The sequence below is a fragment of the Vibrio sp. SCSIO 43140 genome (genome assembly GCF_023716585.1).
GTDB lineage: Bacteria > Pseudomonadota > Gammaproteobacteria > Enterobacterales > Vibrionaceae > Vibrio > Vibrio maritimus_B.
The window spans coordinates 3,514,953-3,534,909 of the sequence record NZ_CP071850.1 but is presented as its reverse complement, the minus strand read 5'-3'; the positions used below and the strand labels follow the sequence as shown (position 1 = coordinate 3,534,909).

26 protein-coding genes are annotated in these 19,957 nt (G+C 46.6%); 10 read left to right on the top strand and 16 right to left on the bottom strand.

What is annotated here, in order from left to right; all coding sequences use genetic code 11:
* Positions 1–76: 76 nt before the first annotated feature.
* From J4N45_RS16875 to J4N45_RS16825, 11 genes are read right to left on the bottom strand one after another with little or no spacing between them, the layout of a single operon-like run.
* Positions 77–352: an HPr family phosphocarrier protein gene (locus tag J4N45_RS16875; protein ID WP_042473181.1), complete on the bottom strand. Its 276-nt coding sequence runs from the start codon at positions 350–352 to the stop codon at positions 77–79.
* 8 nt (positions 353–360) lie between these two features.
* Positions 361–1,218 carry an RNase adapter RapZ gene (rapZ, locus tag J4N45_RS16870; protein ID WP_252012631.1) on the bottom strand — a complete coding sequence of 286 codons (858 nt, stop codon included), beginning with the start codon at positions 1,216–1,218 and terminating at the stop codon, positions 361–363.
* An 18-nt stretch (positions 1,219–1,236) separates the two neighbouring features.
* On the bottom strand, positions 1,237–1,683 hold the full coding sequence (ptsN, locus tag J4N45_RS16865; RefSeq protein ID WP_042473185.1) for a PTS IIA-like nitrogen regulatory protein PtsN: 447 nt from the start codon (positions 1,681–1,683) through the stop codon (positions 1,237–1,239).
* A 1-nt stretch (position 1,684) separates the two neighbouring features.
* Positions 1,685–1,972: a ribosome hibernation promoting factor gene (hpf, locus tag J4N45_RS16860; RefSeq protein ID WP_042473188.1), complete on the bottom strand. Its 288-nt coding sequence runs from the start codon at positions 1,970–1,972 to the stop codon at positions 1,685–1,687.
* A 25-nt stretch (positions 1,973–1,997) separates the two neighbouring features.
* Positions 1,998–3,464 carry an RNA polymerase factor sigma-54 gene (locus J4N45_RS16855; protein WP_252012630.1) on the bottom strand — a complete coding sequence of 489 codons (1,467 nt, stop codon included), beginning with the start codon at positions 3,462–3,464 and terminating at the stop codon, positions 1,998–2,000.
* 46 nt (positions 3,465–3,510) lie between these two features.
* Entirely contained in the window at positions 3,511–4,236 is a 726-nt protein-coding gene (gene lptB, locus J4N45_RS16850) for an LPS export ABC transporter ATP-binding protein (protein ID WP_042473193.1), read from the bottom strand.
* Positions 4,237–4,244: 8 nt separating this feature from the next.
* The gene (gene lptA / locus J4N45_RS16845) at positions 4,245–4,742 is read right to left on the bottom strand and encodes a lipopolysaccharide transport periplasmic protein LptA (RefSeq protein ID WP_042473195.1); all 498 of its coding nucleotides are present in this window, start codon (positions 4,740–4,742) and stop codon (positions 4,245–4,247) included.
* Positions 4,723–5,286: an LPS export ABC transporter periplasmic protein LptC gene (gene lptC / locus J4N45_RS16840; RefSeq protein ID WP_252012629.1), complete on the bottom strand. Its 564-nt coding sequence runs from the start codon at positions 5,284–5,286 to the stop codon at positions 4,723–4,725. The genes lptA and lptC overlap by 20 nt, the downstream gene beginning before the upstream one ends.
* Positions 5,283–5,840: a 3-deoxy-manno-octulosonate-8-phosphatase KdsC gene (kdsC, locus tag J4N45_RS16835; protein WP_252012628.1), complete on the bottom strand. Its 558-nt coding sequence runs from the start codon at positions 5,838–5,840 to the stop codon at positions 5,283–5,285. Before kdsC ends, lptC begins: the two co-directional genes overlap by 4 nt.
* A complete protein-coding gene (locus tag J4N45_RS16830) occupies positions 5,840–6,808 on the bottom strand; it encodes a KpsF/GutQ family sugar-phosphate isomerase (RefSeq protein WP_252012626.1) in 969 nt (322 codons plus the stop codon). Before J4N45_RS16830 ends, kdsC begins: the two co-directional genes overlap by 1 nt.
* Positions 6,809–6,818: 10 nt before the next feature.
* On the bottom strand, positions 6,819–7,790 hold the full coding sequence (locus tag J4N45_RS16825) for a calcium/sodium antiporter (RefSeq protein WP_128650060.1): 972 nt from the start codon (positions 7,788–7,790) through the stop codon (positions 6,819–6,821).
* Positions 7,791–8,079: 289 nt separating this feature from the next.
* On the opposite strand from J4N45_RS16825, the gene mlaF reads away from it, so the two are divergent.
* From mlaF to J4N45_RS16785, 8 genes are all read left to right on the top strand, one after another.
* Entirely contained in the window at positions 8,080–8,874 is a 795-nt protein-coding gene (gene mlaF, locus J4N45_RS16820; RefSeq protein WP_252012624.1) for a phospholipid ABC transporter ATP-binding protein MlaF, read from the top strand.
* A 1-nt stretch (position 8,875) separates the two neighbouring features.
* On the top strand, positions 8,876–9,664 hold the full coding sequence (gene mlaE, locus J4N45_RS16815; RefSeq protein WP_252012623.1) for a lipid asymmetry maintenance ABC transporter permease subunit MlaE: 789 nt from the start codon (positions 8,876–8,878) through the stop codon (positions 9,662–9,664).
* A gap of 29 nt (positions 9,665–9,693) precedes the next feature.
* The gene (gene mlaD / locus J4N45_RS16810; RefSeq protein ID WP_128650063.1) at positions 9,694–10,179 is read left to right on the top strand and encodes an outer membrane lipid asymmetry maintenance protein MlaD; all 486 of its coding nucleotides are present in this window, start codon (positions 9,694–9,696) and stop codon (positions 10,177–10,179) included.
* A 4-nt stretch (positions 10,180–10,183) separates the two neighbouring features.
* A complete protein-coding gene (gene mlaC, locus J4N45_RS16805) occupies positions 10,184–10,822 on the top strand; it encodes a phospholipid-binding protein MlaC (protein WP_234495104.1) in 639 nt (212 codons plus the stop codon).
* Positions 10,822–11,124: an STAS domain-containing protein gene (locus J4N45_RS16800; RefSeq protein ID WP_042473208.1), complete on the top strand. Its 303-nt coding sequence runs from the start codon at positions 10,822–10,824 to the stop codon at positions 11,122–11,124. Before mlaC ends, J4N45_RS16800 begins: the two co-directional genes overlap by 1 nt.
* Positions 11,125–11,133: 9 nt before the next feature.
* Complete coding sequence (ibaG, locus tag J4N45_RS16795) at positions 11,134–11,388, top strand: BolA family iron metabolism protein IbaG (RefSeq protein WP_042473211.1); 255 nt, start codon at positions 11,134–11,136, stop codon at positions 11,386–11,388.
* Between the two features lie 9 nt (positions 11,389–11,397).
* Positions 11,398–12,663 carry a UDP-N-acetylglucosamine 1-carboxyvinyltransferase gene (gene murA, locus J4N45_RS16790; protein WP_042473215.1) on the top strand — a complete coding sequence of 422 codons (1,266 nt, stop codon included), beginning with the start codon at positions 11,398–11,400 and terminating at the stop codon, positions 12,661–12,663.
* Positions 12,664–12,735: 72 nt separating this feature from the next.
* Complete coding sequence (locus J4N45_RS16785) at positions 12,736–13,464, top strand: 1-acylglycerol-3-phosphate O-acyltransferase (protein WP_252012622.1); 729 nt, start codon at positions 12,736–12,738, stop codon at positions 13,462–13,464.
* A gap of 49 nt (positions 13,465–13,513) precedes the next feature.
* Here the strand turns inward: J4N45_RS16785 and J4N45_RS16780 are convergent, their stop codons facing one another.
* The 5 genes from J4N45_RS16780 to arcA all read right to left on the bottom strand — a co-directional run bounded on the left by J4N45_RS16780 (position 13,514) and on the right by arcA (position 18,063).
* Positions 13,514–13,903: a RidA family protein gene (locus tag J4N45_RS16780; protein WP_042473220.1), complete on the bottom strand. Its 390-nt coding sequence runs from the start codon at positions 13,901–13,903 to the stop codon at positions 13,514–13,516.
* A gap of 128 nt (positions 13,904–14,031) precedes the next feature.
* On the bottom strand, positions 14,032–14,493 hold the full coding sequence (pyrI, locus tag J4N45_RS16775; RefSeq protein ID WP_042473223.1) for an aspartate carbamoyltransferase regulatory subunit: 462 nt from the start codon (positions 14,491–14,493) through the stop codon (positions 14,032–14,034).
* Positions 14,494–14,507: 14 nt separating this feature from the next.
* On the bottom strand, positions 14,508–15,437 hold the full coding sequence (gene pyrB / locus J4N45_RS16770; protein ID WP_042473226.1) for an aspartate carbamoyltransferase: 930 nt from the start codon (positions 15,435–15,437) through the stop codon (positions 14,508–14,510).
* 278 nt (positions 15,438–15,715) lie between these two features.
* Complete coding sequence (argF, locus tag J4N45_RS16765) at positions 15,716–16,720, bottom strand: ornithine carbamoyltransferase (protein WP_252012621.1); 1,005 nt, start codon at positions 16,718–16,720, stop codon at positions 15,716–15,718.
* A 122-nt stretch (positions 16,721–16,842) separates the two neighbouring features.
* A complete protein-coding gene (gene arcA, locus J4N45_RS16760; RefSeq protein WP_128650195.1) occupies positions 16,843–18,063 on the bottom strand; it encodes an arginine deiminase in 1,221 nt (406 codons plus the stop codon).
* 563 nt (positions 18,064–18,626) lie between these two features.
* On the opposite strand from arcA, the gene rraB reads away from it, so the two are divergent.
* A complete protein-coding gene (gene rraB, locus J4N45_RS16755; protein ID WP_042473231.1) occupies positions 18,627–19,040 on the top strand; it encodes a ribonuclease E inhibitor RraB in 414 nt (137 codons plus the stop codon).
* Between the two features lie 110 nt (positions 19,041–19,150).
* A complete protein-coding gene (locus J4N45_RS16750; protein WP_252012620.1) occupies positions 19,151–19,951 on the top strand; it encodes a glycosyl hydrolase 2 galactose-binding domain-containing protein in 801 nt (266 codons plus the stop codon).
* The last annotated feature ends 6 nt before the right edge of the window (positions 19,952–19,957 follow it).

Here is a 19,957-nt window from a genome sequence, read left to right as displayed (position 1 = left end):
TAATTCTGCTTGTTAATTAATAAGAAGTTATGAATGAGGAGAAAGTTTTTGTCATGAGGGTAGGAGTGTTTAGATACTATTCATCTTCATCGAAGCGATGCTCAACAAGGTCGCATACCGCGTTGAGCGCTTGCTCTGCTTGAGTGCCTGTCGCTTTAATGGTGATATTTTCACCTTGAGCCGACTCGAGCATCAGAAGACCCATGACGCTATCGGCCGTGGCTTCTTTCTGTTCGTGGTTACATATCGTCACTGTGGCATCAAAACTTTGCGCAAGTTCAACCAGTTTAACCGCTGCGCGGGCATGTAGACCAAGACGGTTAAGAATAAGAACAGTGCGTGAGTGAGACATGTAACTTCCTATTTGTTTTTTTCTAGCGAGGCGTGACGGATTTTGACTTTGTGCCCAAGCTGTTCGAAGTACTCACCAATTTGTTGAGTAATGTAGACTGAGCGATGCTTACCACCGGTGCAACCGATCGCAACGGTAAGGTAACTGCGGTTGTTTTTTTCTAACAGAGGAAGCCAGCGCTCAACGAACCCTTGGATCTGCTGCTTTAGTTCGATGACGTCTGGATAAGATTCAAGGAAAGACTTAATCGGAGCGTCGAGCCCGGTCATTGGACGCAATTCTGGCTGCCAGTGTGGGTTAGGCAGAAAGCGCACATCAAACACATAATCAGCGTCGCTTGGCATACCGAACTTAAAGCCAAAAGATTGGAAGACCATGACAAGCTCTTTCTTCTCTCGACCTTCTAGTTGAAAGCGTATGGTTTCACTTAAATCATGAATCGACTGCTCACTTGAGTCGATAATGAAATCTGCTTGCTCTTTGATTGGGGCAAGGAGAGCGTGCTCTAAGTCGATAGCTTGCTCTAGAGACAGCTTGTCTTCTCTTTGTGAAAGCGGATGAATTCGACGAGTTTCACTGTATCGAGTGAGTAGTACTGATTTGCTGGCATCCAAAAACAGCAGCTTTACATCATGCTTGAGACTAAGTTGGTCGAGCGTCAGTGATAGCTGAGCTAGATTCTTGGGTAAGTTCCTAATATCAATACTTACCGCGACACTTTGCTGAGTATCTTGCGTTGAATCGACAAAAGGACCGAGAAGGTCGACGGGAAGATTGTCGACGCAGTAGTAGCCTGAGTCTTCTAACACACGCAGAGCGACACTTTTGCCAGCTCCTGAGTGTCCACTTACCACAACCAAACGCATGTCAGCTTTTTTCCTTGATTAGTGACTAACGATGATGTCGTAAAGCTCTTGGTCACTTTGAGCATTACGAAGTTGTTTCAACACGGCTTTGTCGTTAAGACGTTCAGCCATGCAAGAAAGTGTCTTTAGATGCTCTTTACATTGCGCGTCTGGCACAAGCAGGGCGAACATAAGATCGACCGGACGATTGTCAATGGCATCAAAGTCGACGGCATCTTGGCATTGCAACAATACAGCGACGGCTTTATCGCTGTCTTGCATACGAGCGTGAGGAATGGCGATTCCATTGCCGATACCGGTACTGCCCACTTTTTCGCGGCTAAGCATACACTCGAACAGTTCCGTTGAGTTTTGTCCGGTGTGCTCTGCGGCGATCTCACTAATGATTTCTAGGGCGCGCTTTTTGCTCGTACAAGGGACTGCACTTTTGGTGCAGTCCAATGTTAATACTTCACTTATTTGCATTTTAGTGATTACTTAATTTTTCTTTATGCTTATTCAGTTGTCGAGTTAGCTTATCTACTAACGAGTCAATCGCAGCATACATACTCTCATCATTGGAGGCTGCGTGAATTTCAGCTTGATTTACGTGGAGCGTAGCTTCGGCGATCTGGTTTAGTTTTTCAACTTTTAAAACCACATGAATGTTATTTATATGCTCAAAAAAGCGCTCGAGCTTCTGAAATTTACTGTGAACGTAGTCTTGCATTGAATCAGTGAGATCAACATGGTGGCCTGTAATTTGAATTTGCATAGACTTTCCTTCTTAGTTAATGACCTTAAAGTAGGCGTTTTCGCTGACTGGAAGGGGCGATGCCCAGAGATTCACGGTATTTCGCTATGGTTCGCCTAGCGACCTGAATTCCTTGGTCAGCGAGTTGAGCTGCGATTTTACTATCGCTCAATGGCTTGGCTGGGTTTTCCGCAGCAACAAGCTTCTTGATTAGGGCGCGGATGGCGGTTGATGAGCATTCGCCGCCATTGTCTGTTGAGACATGGCTAGAGAAGAAATATTTGAGCTCAAAAATACCGCGCGGAGTATGCATATATTTTTGTGTGGTGACACGAGATATGGTGGACTCGTGCATGTCGACGGCAAGCGCGACGTCATTGAGCACCATAGGTTTCATGGCCTCTTCACCGTATTCAAAGAAGTCGTGTTGATGCTCTACAATGCACTTAGCTACTTTGAGCAGCGTTTCATTGCGGCTCTCTAGGCTTTTGATCAGCCATTTGGCTTCTTGAAGGTTTGAGCGAATATACTGGCTGTCTGCACTGTTGCCAGTACCCAGCTGAGCATATTGTTGGTTCACCTTGAGCTTAGGTACGCTGTCAGGGTTGATCTGTACCACCCACTTTCCGCGGTCTTTAAACACGGATACGTCAGGAACGACATATTCCGTTTCATCTGGGGTAATTTTACTGCCGGGTCTTGGGTCGAGCTGTTGAATCAGTTTTAGAACTTCGCGAAGCTCTGCTTCTTTGAGCTTGGTTTCTTTGATAACGAGTTTGTAATCTCGGTTACCCAACTGGTCAATGTGATGAGTGAGCACTAACTTGGCTTCAGCTAACCACGGTGTATCCTCTGGGAAGGTAGCAAGTTGCAGCAGTAGGCAGTCCTGAAGATTGAGCGACGCGATACCGAGTGGATCAAACTGCTGTATGCGTTTGCGAACCGCTTCGACTTCATCAAGCTCGACATCTTCAATATCGACACTCTCAAGAATGTCTTCACAGGATAGGGTGAGATATCCGTAGTCATCCACCGCGTCGATAATAGCGAGCGCAATGGCACGATCGGTCTCAGAGAAAGGTGTTAAATCGAGCTGCCAGACGAGGTAGTCCTGCAGTGACTGTGTCGTCTCACCTTGATAGATCGGCATATCATCATCAACGGCGATACCTGTGTTACCTGTGTTGGCACTGTAGACGTCGTCCCAAGTGGTATCCATCTCGAGTTCATTGGAAATCTCTGATTTTTCAATCTGTTCAGAGCTGTCCTTGAGATCGGGCTCGCTAGTGACCTCTGCAGTAGTGCCCTCATCTTTGCTGTCTGAGCTCGCTTTCTCTTCGTTGTTCGATTCTTCGGAAGATTCTTCGACATCGAGAAGAGGATTTGAGTCCAGTGCCTCTTGGATCTCTTGCTGCAAATCGAGCGTGGACAACTGCAGCAAGCGAATTGCTTGTTGCAACTGAGGCGTCATTGCTAACTGTTGACCTAGCTTGAGTTGTAATGAGGGTTTCATGCAGTGTTATGGGCCTATTATAAATATTGTATCCGTGCCTATTAAATCATAGTCTGAATTGTTCACCGAGATAAACCTGTTTTACGTGTTCATTATTGAGAACATCTTCAGGACTTCCTTCAGCGATCAAGTGACCTTGACTTACGATGTAGGCTTTTTCGCAGACATCTAGCGTTTCACGCACATTGTGGTCGGTGATAAGGACACCCAACCCTCTGTCGCGCAAGTGTTCAATGATTTTCTTTATATCAATTACTGAGATTGGGTCAACCCCAGCAAATGGCTCATCGAGCAGAATAAACTGCGGGTTTGCAGCCAGAGCTCTAGCGATTTCTACACGTCTTCTCTCACCACCGGAGAGGGCCATGCCTGCGCTTTTGCGGATATGCTGAATATTAAACTCATCAAGCAAATCTTCCAGTCGGTCCTGTCTTTGCTCTTGGGTGAGCTCATTGCGGGTTTCAAGAACCGCCATAATGTTGTGTTCAACACTCAGCTTACGGAAGATGGATGCTTCTTGAGGTAAGTAGCCAATGCCCATTTTGGCGCGGCTATGCATAGGCAAAATGCTGATGTCATTGTCATCGATAGTGATTGTGCCTTCATCGCGAGCAACCAGACCAACGATCATGTAAAACGAGGTTGTTTTACCTGCACCATTCGGGCCGAGCAGACCGACAATTTGACCTGACTCTACCGACAGGCTCACATCGGATACGACCTTGCGGTTTTTATAGCTTTTCGCCAAATGCGCGGCTTTAAGTAACGCCATACTGGACTCTACTTCTCTTGAACTTGTTGTGGTTGAAGAACCGTGGATACGCGCTCGTTGGCGTTGCCATCAGCAACCAGCTTTTGTGATGAAATTCGGTACTTAATTGTAGTACCTCGGATGACACTGTCGTCTTGAGACAGCATGGCTTGTTGCTTCATCGTGAGCTGATCGTCTTTTAGCGAGTAGTGAAGCTCTTTCGCTTCGCCGTATAGGGTTTTACCGTCGTCAGTCAACTGAGAAAAGGTAGCGAGATCGCCAAAGCCTTGGATCACTTGAATCGCCCCAGTTTGTGCTTCTCGAGTAACGACAATTTTGTCTGCGTTGATGTTAATACTGCCTTGTTTTAACTTCACATCACCTGCAAAGGTCACTTGATTGCTTTTCATATCAAGCTGCTGCGTGTCTGAGTCAATGTATACCGGTTGTTCAGTATCCGTTGATAGCGCCAACGCCGCTGTCGGAAGCAACAAACACAGGCTGAGACTAAGGTGCGAGAGTTTCATATTTGCTATTCACTTTTTTATACAGTTCCGCGAGGTGGTTAGCGAAGTTTCCTTTCATCGCCTCTCCTTGCGTTTCAAATTTAGGGCCCAGCATAATGACTTTGCTGTCAGCCCAAAAATCACGATTTTCGAGTTTGATACTCATTTGCTGGGTAGACAAGGTGTCAAAGCCAGAGTCTGCCAGCAAGTTTTGTGCGACGACATTCGTATACAGCGTAAGGACTTCTTGTTTGTCCAGCACGGCTTTCTCGGCGGATATTTCCCACTCTTGCGTTTCTCCGTTAGCGAAAATACGCAGAACGGGTTGCTGAAATACCGTTTCTCCTTTCTTGGAGAAATGCTCAAGGTGTGCAGAGCTGATGCTGTAGCTGCGCACCCCAGTGTCGCTGTACGAAATGTTGTGCAAGTTTGTGCCGCTAAAAGCGGGCAGTTCGATATCTGGCTCTATCTGGATGACATTCGAGTCATCCTTGCTGTACAGGTAGTAAGTACTGCCTGCTGCAATAATTGCAAGTAAACTGTAAAGAATACGAGATAAACTCATATACTTAGACCCTTGTGAAGCTCAAGTTCTCCCTTTGATTCTAGGATCAGATCACAGATTTCCCTAACAGCGCCGTGTCCGCCACGAATAGAGGTGACATGATCAGCCTTCTTCGCGAGCAAAGGATGCCCATCAGCAACACAGATACCTAACCCAACTTGCTCCATGACAGGCCAGTCGATTAGGTCATCACCAATGTATGCCGTGCTCTGAGCATCGATGTTCAATTTTTGACAGATGTCTTGGTATGCCACCACTTTGTCATCTTGTCCTTGATAAATCAATGAGATACCCAAAGCTTTCATTCGGTTCTCGACAATCTTAGAGCTGCGACCAGTGATTATGGCAACCTGGATACCCGCGCTCATCAACGCTTTGACACCATAGCCGTCACGGGTATGAAAGGTTTTAAGTTCTTCGCCATCGTTACCCATGTAGATAAGGCCGTCAGAAAATACGCCGTCAACGTCGCAAATCAAAAGCTGAATGCCTGCTGCCTTGTCAACGATGCTTTTGTTGATTGAACCGTATAAAGTTTCGACTTGTTCAGACACTACATTACTCCTGCTTTGAGTAGATCGTGCATGTTCAAGGCACCCACTACTTTATTATCGTCTAGTAGTACCAGACCATTTATGTTCTTTGATTGCATCAAGTTCAGACCCTCGGCGGCAAGCATGTTTGGCGTTGCTGTCGTTGGATTGGCAATCATCACTTCACCAATCGTGGTCTCATGAATATCGACTCGGCGGTCTAAAATTCGACGTAAGTCACCGTCGGTAAAGATACCAAGCAATGCACTGTTCTCGTCAACGATGGTCGTCATACCCAGACCTTTGTTGGAAATCTCGAGTAGGGCGTCTCTCACTAGCATAGTCGGGTTGACCATAGGTAGTGCGTCTCCAGAGTGCATAATGTCGCTGAGTTTGAGAAGTAGTTTGCGACCAAGCGCGCCACCTGGATGAGAGAGTGCAAAGTCTTCTTCGCTGAATCCACGAGCCTCAAGCAGTGCGATAGCTAAAGCATCGCCCATAACAAGCGTCGCTGTGGAGCTAGAGGTTGGCGCTAAACCTAGTGGGCAGGCTTCTTTAGGCACGGTAATCTGTAAGTGGAAATCAGATAATTTACCCATGGTTGAAGCCGGCTTACCCGTCATGCTCACCGTGGTGATCCCCAAGCGTTTGAACACAGGGAATAGGCTGATAATCTCATGTGCCTCACCAGAATTAGAGATAGCAATCACCAGATCATGAGCTTCGATCATACCCAGATCGCCATGGGCGGCTTCACCCGGATGAACAAAAAATGCGGATGTACCAGTACTGGCAAGGGTCGCAGCGATCTTTTTACCGATATGCCCTGACTTGCCAATTCCCATCACAATGACTTTGCCTTTGTGCTCTATGATGGCGCGACATACCGCTTCAAACTGCTCATCGAAATAGCGCTCTAGGTGCACTAATGCTTGAACTTCGGTATCTAAAACTCGCTTTGCACTGCGAATAAAATCAAAATCAGTCATGCTGCTGCTCCTACGCCGCCATGTTTGCGAACAGGTAGATTTGGTAGCCTAAGAAGAGGATAAACAAGATTCCCCCTTCAATACGGTTGATGCTTTTCGACTTACCTAGCGCCATAACGACCAGTAATAAAGACAAGCCTAGCATGACCCAAAAATCACGCCCCATCGCGTGCTCACTGAGCACTGACGGGTTAAGAATGCCCGGGATGCCCATTACCGCTAGGATATTAAATACGTTAGAGCCGATGATATTACCAACTGCCATATCATCCTCGCCCTTGAGCACGCCTGCTAGCGATGCGGCAAGCTCAGGTAAGCTAGTACCAATCGCGATAATCGTCAGACCGATGACAAGGTCGCTCATACCAAAATATTGTGCAATGGTGACAGCGCTGTCTACCAAACGGTCGGCGGCTAACGGCAAAACGATGAGACCGATAACCACCCACATAGCGGCTTTGCCGTTACTGACCCCTTCTGGGACTTCAGATTCTTGGTCGTCCAGTAAGGCATCATTATTACCTGTTTCTCGCTCAGCTTTACTAATTCGAAGCATGGCCAAGATAAAGGCAGCAAATAGGGCAAATAGAATCACGCCCTCAAGGAAACCAAGGTGGCTATCCCATAAAATAAGGCCCGCTACTAGTGTGACCGCAATCATCAGTGGGAGTTCGCGTCTCAGAACCGCTGAAGAGATAGAAAGCGGTTTGATCATGGCGGTAATGCCGAGGATAAGTGCGATGTTGGCAATGTTCGAACCAAGGACGTTACCCACGGCGGTGTCCGTTTTTCCGTCTAATGCTGCTGTTGCTGAAACCATCATTTCTGGCGCGGAAGAGCCCATTGCCAGAATCGTCATACCAATCACTAAAGGCGAGATACCAACATTGCGTGCCAACGCTGCAGCACCAAACACCAGTTTATCCGCGCTCCATACGAGAAAAACCAGTCCAATAATCAGAAACACCACGGCTTCAAGCATGTTTAAATCCACTTATTTTTTTCTGAGACATTTGGCGGCTAATTTTGACGCTTTGTCATCCAAAATGGAAGCTAATCAATAAATAAAATACCGATAGCGCTCGGAATTGCGTACCTTTAAAAGTACAGGCAAAGCGTTTGCTGTTTTTTAGAGTGACCTCTCTTATTCCTTAATCACTGTGAATTTGTTGAATTGTTTATACAACTGAATGAAGCTTAGGGTTTTAATTGCACGCTTGTATCATTATTATGGAGAGTCACTGAGTTTGAAATTCGAGATAGGGAAGTCTATGTCAAACAACGACTTGGTTTCGATTAGCAGGTTGTCTTTTTCTCGTGGCTCACGTGTCATTTTCGATGACATTGAGCTGCATGTTCCAAAAGGAAAAGTCACCGCGATTATGGGACCATCAGGGATCGGCAAAACAACACTACTGCGTTTGATAGGTGGGCAACTGCTGCCTGACCAAGGCGAGGTGTGGTTTGACGGCGACAATATTCCTACTCTGTCTCGCAAACGCCTCTATCAGGTTCGCAAGAAAATGAGCATGTTGTTTCAGTCAGGTGCACTGTTCACTGATTTGACTGTGTTTGACAATGTTGCCTTTCCCCTGCGAGAGCATACTGCTCTTGATGAATCCATGATTCGCACACTTGTGTTGCTCAAACTCGAGGCGGTGGGTCTGCGAGGCGCGGCGGATTTGATGCCAAGTGAACTCTCTGGCGGTATGGCTCGGCGTGCCGCTCTGGCTAGAGCCATCGCACTCGACCCTGAACTTATCTTGTACGATGAGCCTTTTGTAGGCCAGGACCCGATTACTATGGGGGTCTTGGTTGAGCTTATTCGTAAACTCAATAACGCGCTCAATGTCACCTCTGTGGTGGTCTCACACGATGTGCCTGAAGTCATGTCGATCGCGGATTGGGTGTACCTATTAGCGAATGGCAAGATTGTCGCGAAAGGGACGCCAGATGAACTTCGTAACAACCCTGATCCTCAGATTCAACAATTTCTCAATGGTGACGCGGATGGGCCAGTGCCGTTTCGCTTCCCCGCCATGCCCCTAGAACAGGAGCTCTTCTAATATGACGACACCTAGTCTGTGGATTCAGAAAGTTGGTCAACGAGCGCTCTCTATCGGTTATGCCTGGGGGCGCGCTACGTTTATGCTGCTCGGTGTGCTGCTATCCAGACCACAACCTAAAAAACACTTTCCCTTGTTAGTGAAACAGCTTCACAACGTGGGCGTGCAGTCCTTGGCGATCATTATGGTCTCAGGACTATTTATAGGCATGGTACTGAGCTTACAAGGCTATGTCGTGCTGGTGGACTATGGCGCTGAAGGCAGTTTGGGTCAGATGGTGGCACTCTCATTGCTTCGTGAGCTTGGCCCAGTGGTCACTGCGTTGCTGTTTGCTGGGCGAGCTGGCTCGGCGCTTACAGCTGAAATTGGTTTGATGAAGGCAACAGAGCAGCTATCGAGTTTAGAAATGATGGCGGTTGATCCTCTCAAGAGAGTGATAGCGCCTCGTTTTTGGGCGGGCGTGATCTCTATGCCACTGCTCGCGATGATCTTTATGTCCATCGGCATATGGGGTGGACAGCTAGTGGGGGTTGACTGGAAGGGCATTGATCACGGCAGCTTTTGGTCTGCGATGCAGTCTTCCGTGGAACTTGGACGAGATATTGGTAATAGCGCAATTAAATGTGTGGTCTTTGCCATCACAGTAACTTGGATTGCGCTGTTTAATGGTTATGACGCGACGCCGACCTCTGAGGGTATCAGTCAAGCAACGACTCGCACGGTGGTGCATTCTTCCCTCGCGGTGCTCGGATTGGATTTTGTTCTTACTGCCTTAATGTTTGGCAACTAAGCTTAAAGCAATAATTAAAGGAACTCTTGATGCAACAGACAAGAAAGTTGGAATTGTGGGTAGGCAGTTTTGTGTTGTTAGGCCTTGGCGCAATCTTGTTTATGATTTTTCAGGTTGCTGACGTGAAGAGTCTCGGCTCGGGTGACACTTACACCTTGGAAGCAAGATTCGACAACATAGGCAGCCTTAAAGTGCGCTCACCAGTAAAAGTAGGCGGAGTGGTTATTGGGCGTGTGAGCGATATCCACCTCGACAAAGAGTCATTTTTACCTGTGGTTAGCCTGTCGATCAGCAGTGATTACCAGTTTCCAGAAACATCAAGCGCGCAGGTACTGACCTCAGGTCTTATAGGCGAACAGTACATCGGCTTGGTCCCTGGTTTTGTATTTGACGATGAAGGCTACCTAGCGGATGGCGACCGTATTGAAGATACAAAGTCGGCATTAGTGCTTGAAGATATGATAGGCCAGGTGCTCTACAGCATTGGTGGTTCTGATGAGACAAGTAAGGAGTAACGCCATGTTTAAACGGTTTATTTTGATGGTCTCTGCGCTGTTTATGTCATTGAATGTGATGGCAACGGAGATTGATGCGACACAGCCTTACGATATGATTATGAAGGTGTCCGACAAGGCATTTTCACGCTTGGGGGCAGAGCAAGATAAAATTCAGGCTGATCCTGACTACCTCAAAGTGGTGGTTGAGGAAGAGCTGATGCCCTATGTGAACTATCGCTATGCGGCGCTTAAACTGCTGGGCCCAAACCTCAAGGGAGCCAAGCGTGAAGAGGTGCTCGAGTTTATCGAGGCATTTCGTGCCTATCTGGTGACCTCTTATGCTCAGGTTTTGACTCAGTATACTGGGCAAGACGTGAAGTTTGGTCCCGAGCCTAAGATCGACGACAAAACCACAATTATCGGTGTCAAGGTTACCATTATGGACTCCCCAAGACCGAACATAAATCTTGAGTTTAAGCTTCGCAAAGATAAGAAAACCGGTGAGTGGAAAGCCTTTGATATGATTGCTGAGGGCATAAGCTTGCTGTCTAGCAAGCAGTCAGAGTGGAATACTAAAATTCGCCAAGAAGGCGTGCTGTCCGTGGCGCAAGAGCTCGAACAGTTAGCGAAGGCACCTATTCGTTTTGAAGGTAGTAAGTAATCGTGGTGGCGAAATTAGAACAGCGTACTGACACAACGCTTGCTCTGGTGGGTAATATTGACCGCGACACCGTGCCCGAGCTTTGGCGCACGATTCAAACGGTTTCTTTCACCCAGCCAGAGGTTAAGTTGGAGCTCAAGCAGGTTGAACGCTTCGATTCTGCAGGATTGGTGATGTTAATCCACTTATTAGAGCATGCAAAAAATCGAAAGTGTCATATAATGCTCAGCTTCGTGCCCGATGAGCTGAACATACTGTTTCAGCTATATAACGTTGAATCAGTCATAGAGAAACACATTTAGGAGTATCTTGTGGATAGCACAAAAGTACAGGAACTATTACAAAACGCGTTGAACCTAGAAGAGCTGCACGTCAAAGGCGAAGGCAGTCACTATGAAGTTATCGCGGTAGATGCTCAATTTGAAGGCATGAGCCGAGTTAAAAAGCAGCAGATGATCTATGGTCCTCTGATGGAATACATTCAGCGTAATGACATCCACGCAGTTTCAATTAAAGCCTATACTCCAGAAGAGTGGGCTCGTGATAAAAAGCTGATGTCTCTGTAAGGTTTATTAATGGATAAGTTTCGAGTTATTGGATCGGATGCTCCGCTGACAGGCGAAGTGTCGATCTCTGGTGCTAAGAACGCAGCACTACCAATTTTGTTTGCATCTATCCTGGCTGAAGAGCCAGTTGAGGTAGCGAACGTTCCCCATCTTCGCGATATCGATACGACGATGAAACTGCTGAGCCGCCTTGGCGCAAAAGTACGTCGTAATGGTTCAGTTCATGTTGATGGCAGTGAAATCAATGAGCTATGCGCTCCTTACGATCTGGTTAAAACCATGCGTGCATCGATTTGGGCACTAGGCCCACTTGTGGCGCGTTTTGGTAAAGGCCAAGTATCGCTGCCAGGTGGCTGTGCTATCGGTGCCCGCCCAGTGGATCTTCATATTCACGGTCTAGAGCAGCTTGGCGCAACCATCACGCTAGAAGACGGCTACGTAAAAGCCGAAGTCGATGGTCGTCTGAAAGGCGCTCATATCGTGATGGATAAAGTCAGTGTTGGTGCGACTATCACTATCATGTGTGCAGCGACGCTTGCTGAAGGCACAACTGTGCTAGATAACGCAGCGCGTGAGCCAGAGATTGTAGATACAGCCGATTTCCTAAATAAGCTTGGCGCGAAAGTGACTGGTGCAGGTACTGACACCATCACTATTGAGGGTGTTGAGCGTCTATCGGGTGGTAAGCACACGGTAGTGGCTGACCGTATCGAAACAGGAACCTTCTTGGTTGCTGCTGCGGTATCGGGTGGCAAAGTAGTATGTCGTAATACCAGCGCACACCTTCTTGAGGCAGTGCTAGCGAAGCTAGAAGAAGCGGGCGCTGATATCGAGACTGGTGAAGACTGGATCTCGCTTGATATGACAGGTCGTGAGCTCAAAGCCGTCTCGATTCGTACCGCGCCACACCCAGGCTTCCCAACCGACATGCAAGCACAGTTCACGCTGTTGAACATGATGGCGAAAGGCGGTGGTGTGATCACGGAAACTATCTTCGAAAACCGCTTTATGCATGTGCCAGAGCTAATGCGTATGGGGGCAAAAGCAGAGATCGAAGGCAACACAGTGATTTGTGGTGACGTCGATTCTTTGAGCGGCGCTCAAGTGATGGCGACAGACCTTCGTGCATCTGCAAGCCTAGTTATCGCAGGCTGTATTGCTCATGGTGAGACGCTGGTGGATCGCATCTATCACATCGATCGCGGTTATGAGCGCATCGAAGACAAATTGTCAGCGCTCGGTGCCAACATTACCCGTGTCGCGGGCGATGAATAATAACATTTAAGATTCAATTAGCCGAAATCCAAGGGTTTCGGCTTTTTTATGAAGCCATTGTCGGAGAACAAAATGGTTGCTTTACTTCGCTGCATCGCAGTGGCTATTTTCGCTGTAGTGATGTTTGTATTTGGTTGTGGCTACTGTCTACTTAGCCCGAGAAACCCAAAACACGTATTTACCTTTGGTCGTTACTTTGGTGCCATGTCTAAAATCCTTGGCGTTAAGCTCGACCTTCGTCTTCCAGAAGATGCATACAAGCGTGGTCAGCACATCTATATCGCCAACCACCAAAATAACTGGGATCTTTTCACGGTATCTTCAGCGGTGACACCAAACGTTGTGACCGTTGGTAAGAAGAGCTTACTTTGGATGCCGCTTTTCGGTCAGCTTTACTATCTAACGGGTAACATCCTGATTGATCGTGCTAACCGCAGTAAGGCAAAAGGTACGATTGACCAAGTGGTTGATAGTATGAAGAAGAGTAACTTGTCGGTATGGATGTTCCCGGAAGGGACGCGCTCGCGCGGTCGCGGTTTGCTACCGTTTAAAACAGGTGCGTTCCACGCAGCAATTGGCGCCGACGTGCCAATCATCCCTATCGTGTGTAGCAGCACAAGTCACCTTAAGCTTAATAAGTGGGATAACGGACATATCATCGTAGAGATGCTGCCGCCAGTCTCAGTAGAAGGCTACGGAAAAGAGGACGTACGCAAGCTTGCCAATGTCTGCCGTGAGCAAATGGTAGAGAAACTTGCCGAGTTAGATGCCGAAGTCACTGAACTGAACGCCAAGAAATAACGAAAAAGGGTTGCCAATGGCAACCCTTTTTTCTATTCAAGCAGAGCGATTATTTGCGAACCGCGATCGCCTCAATTTCAATTTTCACATCTTTAGGAAGACGAGCAACCTCAACACAAGAACGTGCTGGGTAGTTTGCTACTTCGTGCTCATCAAAGAACTTGCCGTATACTTCGTTAACCGTGCCGAAATCGTTTAGATCTTTCACGAATACTGTCATTTTAACGATGTCAGAAACAGTTAGGCCAGAGGCTTCAACCACAGCTTTTACGTTGTCTAGAGACTGACGTGCTTGCTCTGAAATGTCGTCAGACACTTCACCCGTTTGCGGGTTTACTGGGATTTGACCTGAAGTCAGTACCATGTTGCCTAGGTCAACACCTTGAACGTAAGGACCGATTGCTGCTGGTGCAGATTCTGTATGAAGTACTTTTGTCATCGTTTTATCCATTATGATGGGATTAGTAAGAGGTCTAGACTGCCTCTAGGACAAATAAAAATCAAGCCTACGATGTTTAGAAATATCGTAGGCTTGAATATCTATTAACAAGGATTTAGTGACCGGTTCTATCGCTCAGTCACAATCTCGCGCGAGTAGACTTTTTCGCAGTATTTACATTTCAAGCGAATGTCATCGTGCTTTTCGAATACCTTAAAGCTGCTATCGACGGGTTCGTTGTGAGTAATACAGTTACTGTTTGGACACTCGAATACACCAGTAATCGTCTCTGGTAGTTCTAGAGCCAGCTTTTTGCACACTTCGTAGTTTTCAATCTGATTTACCGTTGCGTGTGGTGCATACAGGGCAAGCTTGTTCGCCTGCTCTTCGGTAACGAATACGTTTTCAATCTTGAGCAGGTCTTTACTGCCCAGTGCCGAAGAAGGCAGGTTCAAGCCAATGGTGACGCGCTGCTTCGATTGGTCCATTGCAAATAGTTTAAGCACTTTAATGCCGATGTTTGCAGGGATGTGGTCGATGACAGTGCCGTTCTTGATTGCTTCAACTTGCAATTGTGTTTCTTTAGCCATGACTGAATCTCTCCTTAAAGTGCTTCGTTAAGAACAAGGGCAAGCAGTGCTTCACGTGCGTATACGCCATTCTCTGCCTGTTGGAAGTAATAAGCGTAAGGCGTTTTATCTACGTCTACCGTGATTTCATCCACGCGAGGCAGTGGGTGTAGCACCTTAAGGTTGTTACGTGCGTCTTTTAGAGTTTCTGCTGACAGAATGTACGCCGACTTAATATGAGCGTACTCTGACTCATCAAAGCGCTCTTTTTGTACTCGAGTCATGTACAGAATATCAAGCTCAGGAACAACGCTGTCGATGTCCGTGTGCAGGCTGTATTGGATACCTGCCTCTTCTAGCTCTTCGCAGATGTAATCTGGCATCGCTAACGCTTCTGGTGCAATGAAGTAGAAGCGAACATTGTTGAACTTCGCCAGAGCTTGAGTGAGTGAGTGAACCGTACGGCCGTATTTTAGGTCACCAACAAACGCCACGTTGATGTCATCAAGGCGACCTTGAGTTTCATAGATAGAATACAGATCGAGTAGCGTTTGCGTTGGGTGTTGGTTCGCACCATCACCGGCGTTGATAACAGGCACACCGTTCGAGAACTCAGAGGCTAGACGCGCTGCACCTTCTTGTGGGTGGCGCATGACAAACGCGTCAACATAGGAAGAAATGACCTGCACAGAGTCTGCAAGAGTCTCACCCTTTTTCGCTAGAGAGGTGTTACCGCCACTGTCGAAACCAATCACATCACCACCGATGCGCTGGATAGCCGTTTCGAATGAAAGTCGGGTACGTGTCGATGGCTCGAAGAAGCAGCTTGCCACGACTTTATTCTTGATTAACTCAGGTTGAGGGTTGGATTTCAGTTGACCCGCTGTCTTTACGATGAGCTCTAGCTCTTCACGTGACAGTTCCGGAATCGAGATAATGTGCTTTTGATAGAGCGTATTCGCCATGTTTATCTTCCCTATAGTTACAACCAGACCAGATACTTTCTCTAAGTGATTTAGAGATTAACGACCATAAAAAAGCCCCCCATGATGGGAGGCTTAGAATTCGATAGGAAATAATAACGGTGCATGATAAGCAAATTGCTTATCGAGAGTGTGTAGTGATGTCAAACTCGCTTGCGCCATTAATCGTTCCCCAGACAAATTGCGAGGAATTATACGCCCAAATTTTGGGAGCGCAAGCGATTACATCAAACATTTAGCGTCAATTAGTGTGATATTTATTAACTGCCTAATGTAGCAACCATGACCGCTTTAATAGTATGCATACGGTTCTCTGCTTCATCAAAAACGATTGAATATTCAGACTCGAACACATCATTGGTCACTTCAAGGCCATTGAGTCCATATTTATCCGCAATTTCCTTACCTATAGTCGTCTGATCATCATGGAATGCCGGCAAACAGTGCATAAATTTCACGTTTTTATTGCCGGTTGCTTTAATCATATCCATGTTGACTTGGTACGGTTTCATCAAGGCAATTCGCTCATCCCAAGCCTCGGCAGATTCACCCATCGAGACCCAAACGTCGGTATAGAGGAAGTCACAATCGGCGACACCCGCTTGAACGTCTTCGGTCAACGTGATGGATGCGCCAGTTGAGAGGGCAATAGTTTGGCATTCATCAATAAGGCTTTGCTCTGGCCAAAATGCTTTTGGCGCGACAAGGCGAATATCCATACCCATCTTTGCTGCACCAACCATGAGTGAATTACCCATGTTGTTGCGTGCATCGCCAAGGTAAGCAAATTTCATCTGATGCAGTTGTTTGCCTTTGCCGTGCTCGAGCATAGTGAGAAAATCGGCAAGTATCTGCGTTGGGTGGAACTCATTCGTCAAACCATTCCAAACAGGGACACCTGCGTGCGCGCCTAACTCTTCGACAATCTCCTGACCAAACCCACGGTACTCGATACCGTCGTACATACGACCCAATACACGCGCGGTATCTTTCATTGACTCTTTGTGGCCAATTTGCGAGCCAGACGGGCCAATGTAAGAGACCTGAGCACCTTGATCAAAGGCAGCGACTTCAAAAGCACATCGGGTACGGGTCGATGCTTTTTCGAAGATCAGTGCAATGTTTTTGCCGATGAGTTTTTTCTGTTCTGTGCCAGCGTATTTGGCGGCTTTGAGTTCTTTCGACATATCGAGCAAGAATTGAATCTCTTTAGGAGAAAAGTCGAGAAGTTTTAGAAAGTTCCTATTTCTTAAGTTGTAAGCCATGGTCCGTACCTCTGAATTAGTTTTCGATTTTAGTTATACATATAAATTCTTATTTTGTGAATATTTATTTTAATTAAATGCAAAAAAAGCCCCTTTATAGGGGCTTTTGTAAATAGTTATGTTTAAATGCCATCGCGTTCAATAGGGCAGCTCATGCAGCGAGCACCACCACGCCCTCGTCCAAGTTCGTTCCCCGGAATGGTAAGAACTTGAATCCCAGCTTTGTCGTATTTCTCGTTGGTGTAGACATTGCGCTCATAGCCAATCACTACACCTGGCTTCACAGTAAGAACGTTGTTTGCATCGTTCCACTGCTCGCGCTCTGCTTCGTAGTTGTCACCGCCGGTTGTGATGATCTTGAGCTGATCTACATCCAGCGCACTTTCGAGCGCTTTGAGATAATTCGGTAGCTTCTCGACCTGCATTTGCCCATCGTTTGATGCTGTGAGTCGCCACGTATCCAACTTATCATTGATGATCTCTGGATAGACAGAGAAGGTATCGACATCCATATGGGTCATGACGGTATCGAGGTGCATACAAGAGCGATGCTTCGGTAGGTCGATAGCGATTACCTGGCTAGCTTGTCCGGATTTAAATAGGTTCGCAGCCAAGTTTTCGACACCTTGTGGCGTCGTGCGCTCAGAGATACCAATCAGAACCGCCCCTTTACCTATAACGAGAACATCACCGCCTTCTATGTTGGCGTTATCGTAGTGCAGATCTTCGTCGCCAAAGTATTTAATGAAATCTTGCCCAGCAAAGGTCGGGTGCCAACGATAGATAGCACGCAGATGGTTAGTTTCTCGCTGACGTGCTGGCTTCATCATTGGATTCAGCGACACGCCACCATAGACCCAGCATGATGTATCACGAGTAAATAGGTGGTTAGGTAGCGGCTCGATAACGAAATCGAGTGGCTTGCTCATTTTCTGAAGAATAGAAGGGGTCTTCAGAGGCAATTCTGAGTAAGCCAGTCCACCTAGCAACACTGTCGCTAGATGTTCGTTGTCCATCTGTGATAGATATTGACGGATTTCATTGGCAAAGATTGGCCCATAACGAAAATCTGAAATTTGTGTCTCTAAAAGCCAGGTTTTGGCTTGCTCGACCGCAAGCGTTTCAACTAACAAGTCATGAAGTAACAACACCTCGACATCTTGACTGCGTAGCGTATTGGCAAATGCATCATGCTCTTCGCCTGCGGCTTCTACCGCGAGTACATCATCAAACAGTAACTCATGGCAGTTAGATGGGGTGAGGTGGGTTAGGGCTCTTTCTGGACGGTTTAACAAAACACGTCGTAATTGACCGACTTCCGAGCCGACGTACAACTTACTCATTACGATTCCTTTCAGCTTTAACTGCCGCTATTTATGACAAGCTTGTTATCAAGATGCAAGTTAGCATGGCAGTTAAAATTACTGTAAATACATACTTAAACCATAATATTTATTGATGTCAGCTTTGTTAACAGATAATGATGGAACTGTTTTGAGAGTAAAAAAGCCGACCTTGATGCGTGAATATGCAGAGCGTTTTGAGAGTCTTTGTTGATTTTTAATTGGCGTTTTGTGCATAAAAATACGGGCTTTAGGTAAAATACAGCAGCTAAACGAATAAACCTTGTTATCTGACTCCTTAGTAAGGACATACGGATATGCATTTCAATCTCATAATGTTTCGTTGATGAATCGTAACAATCGTCACCACAAATGGCTGAATCGCCAAGGACAGTTTCCAGAGATAGAGAAATGTTAAAATTATGTTTATGTGATCTAGATCGAGTTTCGTCGTTTAAAGCAAAGACAAAAATAGTCAGGAAAGATCTCGTTTTGATCTTTCGATCTCCGCTGACTTCTCGTATCATTCATGCCGTTAACCTATTTTATAGCTGGAGCACTTTATGTCTCAACAAGATGAGTATATGTCCGTTGAAGAACTGATCGAATTTCAGAAGGAAGAAACTCGCGATATCATTCAAGCACTAATTGAAGATGGAAGTGATCCAGAAGCACTTTACGAGATCGAGCACCACCTATTTGCAGAAGACTTTGATCGTCTAGAGAAAGCGGTAGTTGAAGCGTTCAAGATGGGTTTCGAAGTTCTAGAAGCAGAAGAAACCGAAGATGAAGACGGCAACAAGCTGCTTTGCTGTGATGCGACCATGGAGTCGGCGCTTAATGCAGAACAAATTGATGCGCAGGTAGAGAAGTTGGTTCACTTAGCCGAGAAGTACGACATCATTTATGATGGCTGGGGTACTTACTACGAAGGTGAAGATGCACTGTACCCTGAAGAAGATGATGAAGACGAGTAGCTCCTCTTCTAGAGAAAAGGTCAGCTAAGCTGACCTTTTTTGATCGCGCTATCTTTCCAAAAACGATTTGATTATACTGCGCTAAATATGATCTGGGTCAAACTTAGCGAATGAAGATAAATCTCGACGGCCTCTGGCAACTCTCTCCCCTCACGGATCTTTCTATTCCTCAAGATGATCTGACGTTTCCTGGCCCATTGAGCCAAGTATTACCTGAACACCTATCAGAGCTATCCATTATCGAGCAAGAGTGGCACTTAATGCACGACTTTGAGCTGACCGAGCAGCAACTGGCCAATCCGGCGGTGGATTTGGTGATTGGCGGCGTGGATTACTATGCGGAAGTGCGCATCAATGGACGAGCAGTGATAGATTGTGATGGCAGTGAGACGACCTATCGTAAAGAGGTCAGAGCCCATCTTCAAGAAGGACCGAATCGCGTTGAAATCCTGTTTCTTGAGTTCGATGAGGATGACTTGCTCGTTGATATGGATAAGGCCCCAACCTGCTCACTTGTCCAAGAAAAAACGCGTACCGATGAGCGTATGGGTGTTTGGCAAATGCCGTATCTTCAGTTTATTCCTCACGTGCGCCTTGAGCATGTTGCGATGGAGCAGATATGGCACCATGGTGGCGGCTGCGAGTTTAAAGTCGACCTACATTACCAAACCTTTCGTTCTGGCCTTGTTTCTGCTTCTGTTAAGTTCAATGGCATGACGTATTTTCTGCCCATAGATGTTCGTGCTAATCAGGCATCGGCGCTGTTTCAGATAGAAGCTCCTAAGTATGCGAACCCTGAAGCCCCTAATAAAGACGACCTATATAACCTAGTCGTTGAACTTGATGGTCAACAGCAAGAGTTTGACGTTGCACTCAGCGAGCAGTTGTGTGTCACTCACATTGCGCTGTAGATTGAA

Excerpts from the sequence above, each read along its gene's own strand:
- lptC (WP_252012629.1), bottom strand. The coding sequence starts at position 5,286 with ATGAGTTTATCTCGTATTCTTTACAGTTTACTTGCAATTATTGCAGCA.
- J4N45_RS16785 (WP_252012622.1), top strand. The coding sequence starts at position 12,736 with ATGGTTGCTTTACTTCGCTGCATCGCAGTGGCTATTTTCGCTGTAGTG.
- argF (WP_252012621.1), bottom strand. The coding sequence starts at position 16,720 with ATGGCTTACAACTTAAGAAATAGGAACTTTCTAAAACTTCTCGACTTT.
- J4N45_RS16855 (WP_252012630.1), bottom strand. The coding sequence starts at position 3,464 with ATGAAACCCTCATTACAACTCAAGCTAGGTCAACAGTTAGCAATGACG.
- lptB (WP_042473193.1), bottom strand. The coding sequence starts at position 4,236 with ATGGCGTTACTTAAAGCCGCGCATTTGGCGAAAAGCTATAAAAACCGC.
- J4N45_RS16780 (WP_042473220.1), bottom strand. The coding sequence starts at position 13,903 with ATGACAAAAGTACTTCATACAGAATCTGCACCAGCAGCAATCGGTCCT.
- J4N45_RS16875 (WP_042473181.1), bottom strand. The coding sequence starts at position 352 with ATGTCTCACTCACGCACTGTTCTTATTCTTAACCGTCTTGGTCTACAT.
- mlaF (WP_252012624.1), top strand. The coding sequence starts at position 8,080 with ATGTCAAACAACGACTTGGTTTCGATTAGCAGGTTGTCTTTTTCTCGT.
- J4N45_RS16825 (WP_128650060.1), bottom strand. The coding sequence starts at position 7,790 with ATGCTTGAAGCCGTGGTGTTTCTGATTATTGGACTGGTTTTTCTCGTA.
- murA (WP_042473215.1), top strand. The coding sequence starts at position 11,398 with ATGGATAAGTTTCGAGTTATTGGATCGGATGCTCCGCTGACAGGCGAA.
- rraB (WP_042473231.1), top strand. The coding sequence starts at position 18,627 with ATGTCTCAACAAGATGAGTATATGTCCGTTGAAGAACTGATCGAATTT.
- mlaC (WP_234495104.1), top strand. The coding sequence starts at position 10,184 with ATGTTTAAACGGTTTATTTTGATGGTCTCTGCGCTGTTTATGTCATTG.
- rapZ (WP_252012631.1), bottom strand. The coding sequence starts at position 1,218 with ATGCGTTTGGTTGTGGTAAGTGGACACTCAGGAGCTGGCAAAAGTGTC.
- J4N45_RS16830 (WP_252012626.1), bottom strand. The coding sequence starts at position 6,808 with ATGACTGATTTTGATTTTATTCGCAGTGCAAAGCGAGTTTTAGATACC.
- pyrI (WP_042473223.1), bottom strand. The coding sequence starts at position 14,493 with ATGGCTAAAGAAACACAATTGCAAGTTGAAGCAATCAAGAACGGCACT.
- lptA (WP_042473195.1), bottom strand. The coding sequence starts at position 4,742 with ATGAAACTCTCGCACCTTAGTCTCAGCCTGTGTTTGTTGCTTCCGACA.
- mlaE (WP_252012623.1), top strand. The coding sequence starts at position 8,876 with ATGACGACACCTAGTCTGTGGATTCAGAAAGTTGGTCAACGAGCGCTC.
- J4N45_RS16750 (WP_252012620.1), top strand. The coding sequence starts at position 19,151 with ATGAAGATAAATCTCGACGGCCTCTGGCAACTCTCTCCCCTCACGGAT.
- ptsN (WP_042473185.1), bottom strand. The coding sequence starts at position 1,683 with ATGCAAATAAGTGAAGTATTAACATTGGACTGCACCAAAAGTGCAGTC.
- hpf (WP_042473188.1), bottom strand. The coding sequence starts at position 1,972 with ATGCAAATTCAAATTACAGGCCACCATGTTGATCTCACTGATTCAATG.
- arcA (WP_128650195.1), bottom strand. The coding sequence starts at position 18,063 with ATGAGTAAGTTGTACGTCGGCTCGGAAGTCGGTCAATTACGACGTGTT.
- mlaD (WP_128650063.1), top strand. The coding sequence starts at position 9,694 with ATGCAACAGACAAGAAAGTTGGAATTGTGGGTAGGCAGTTTTGTGTTG.
- pyrB (WP_042473226.1), bottom strand. The coding sequence starts at position 15,437 with ATGGCGAATACGCTCTATCAAAAGCACATTATCTCGATTCCGGAACTG.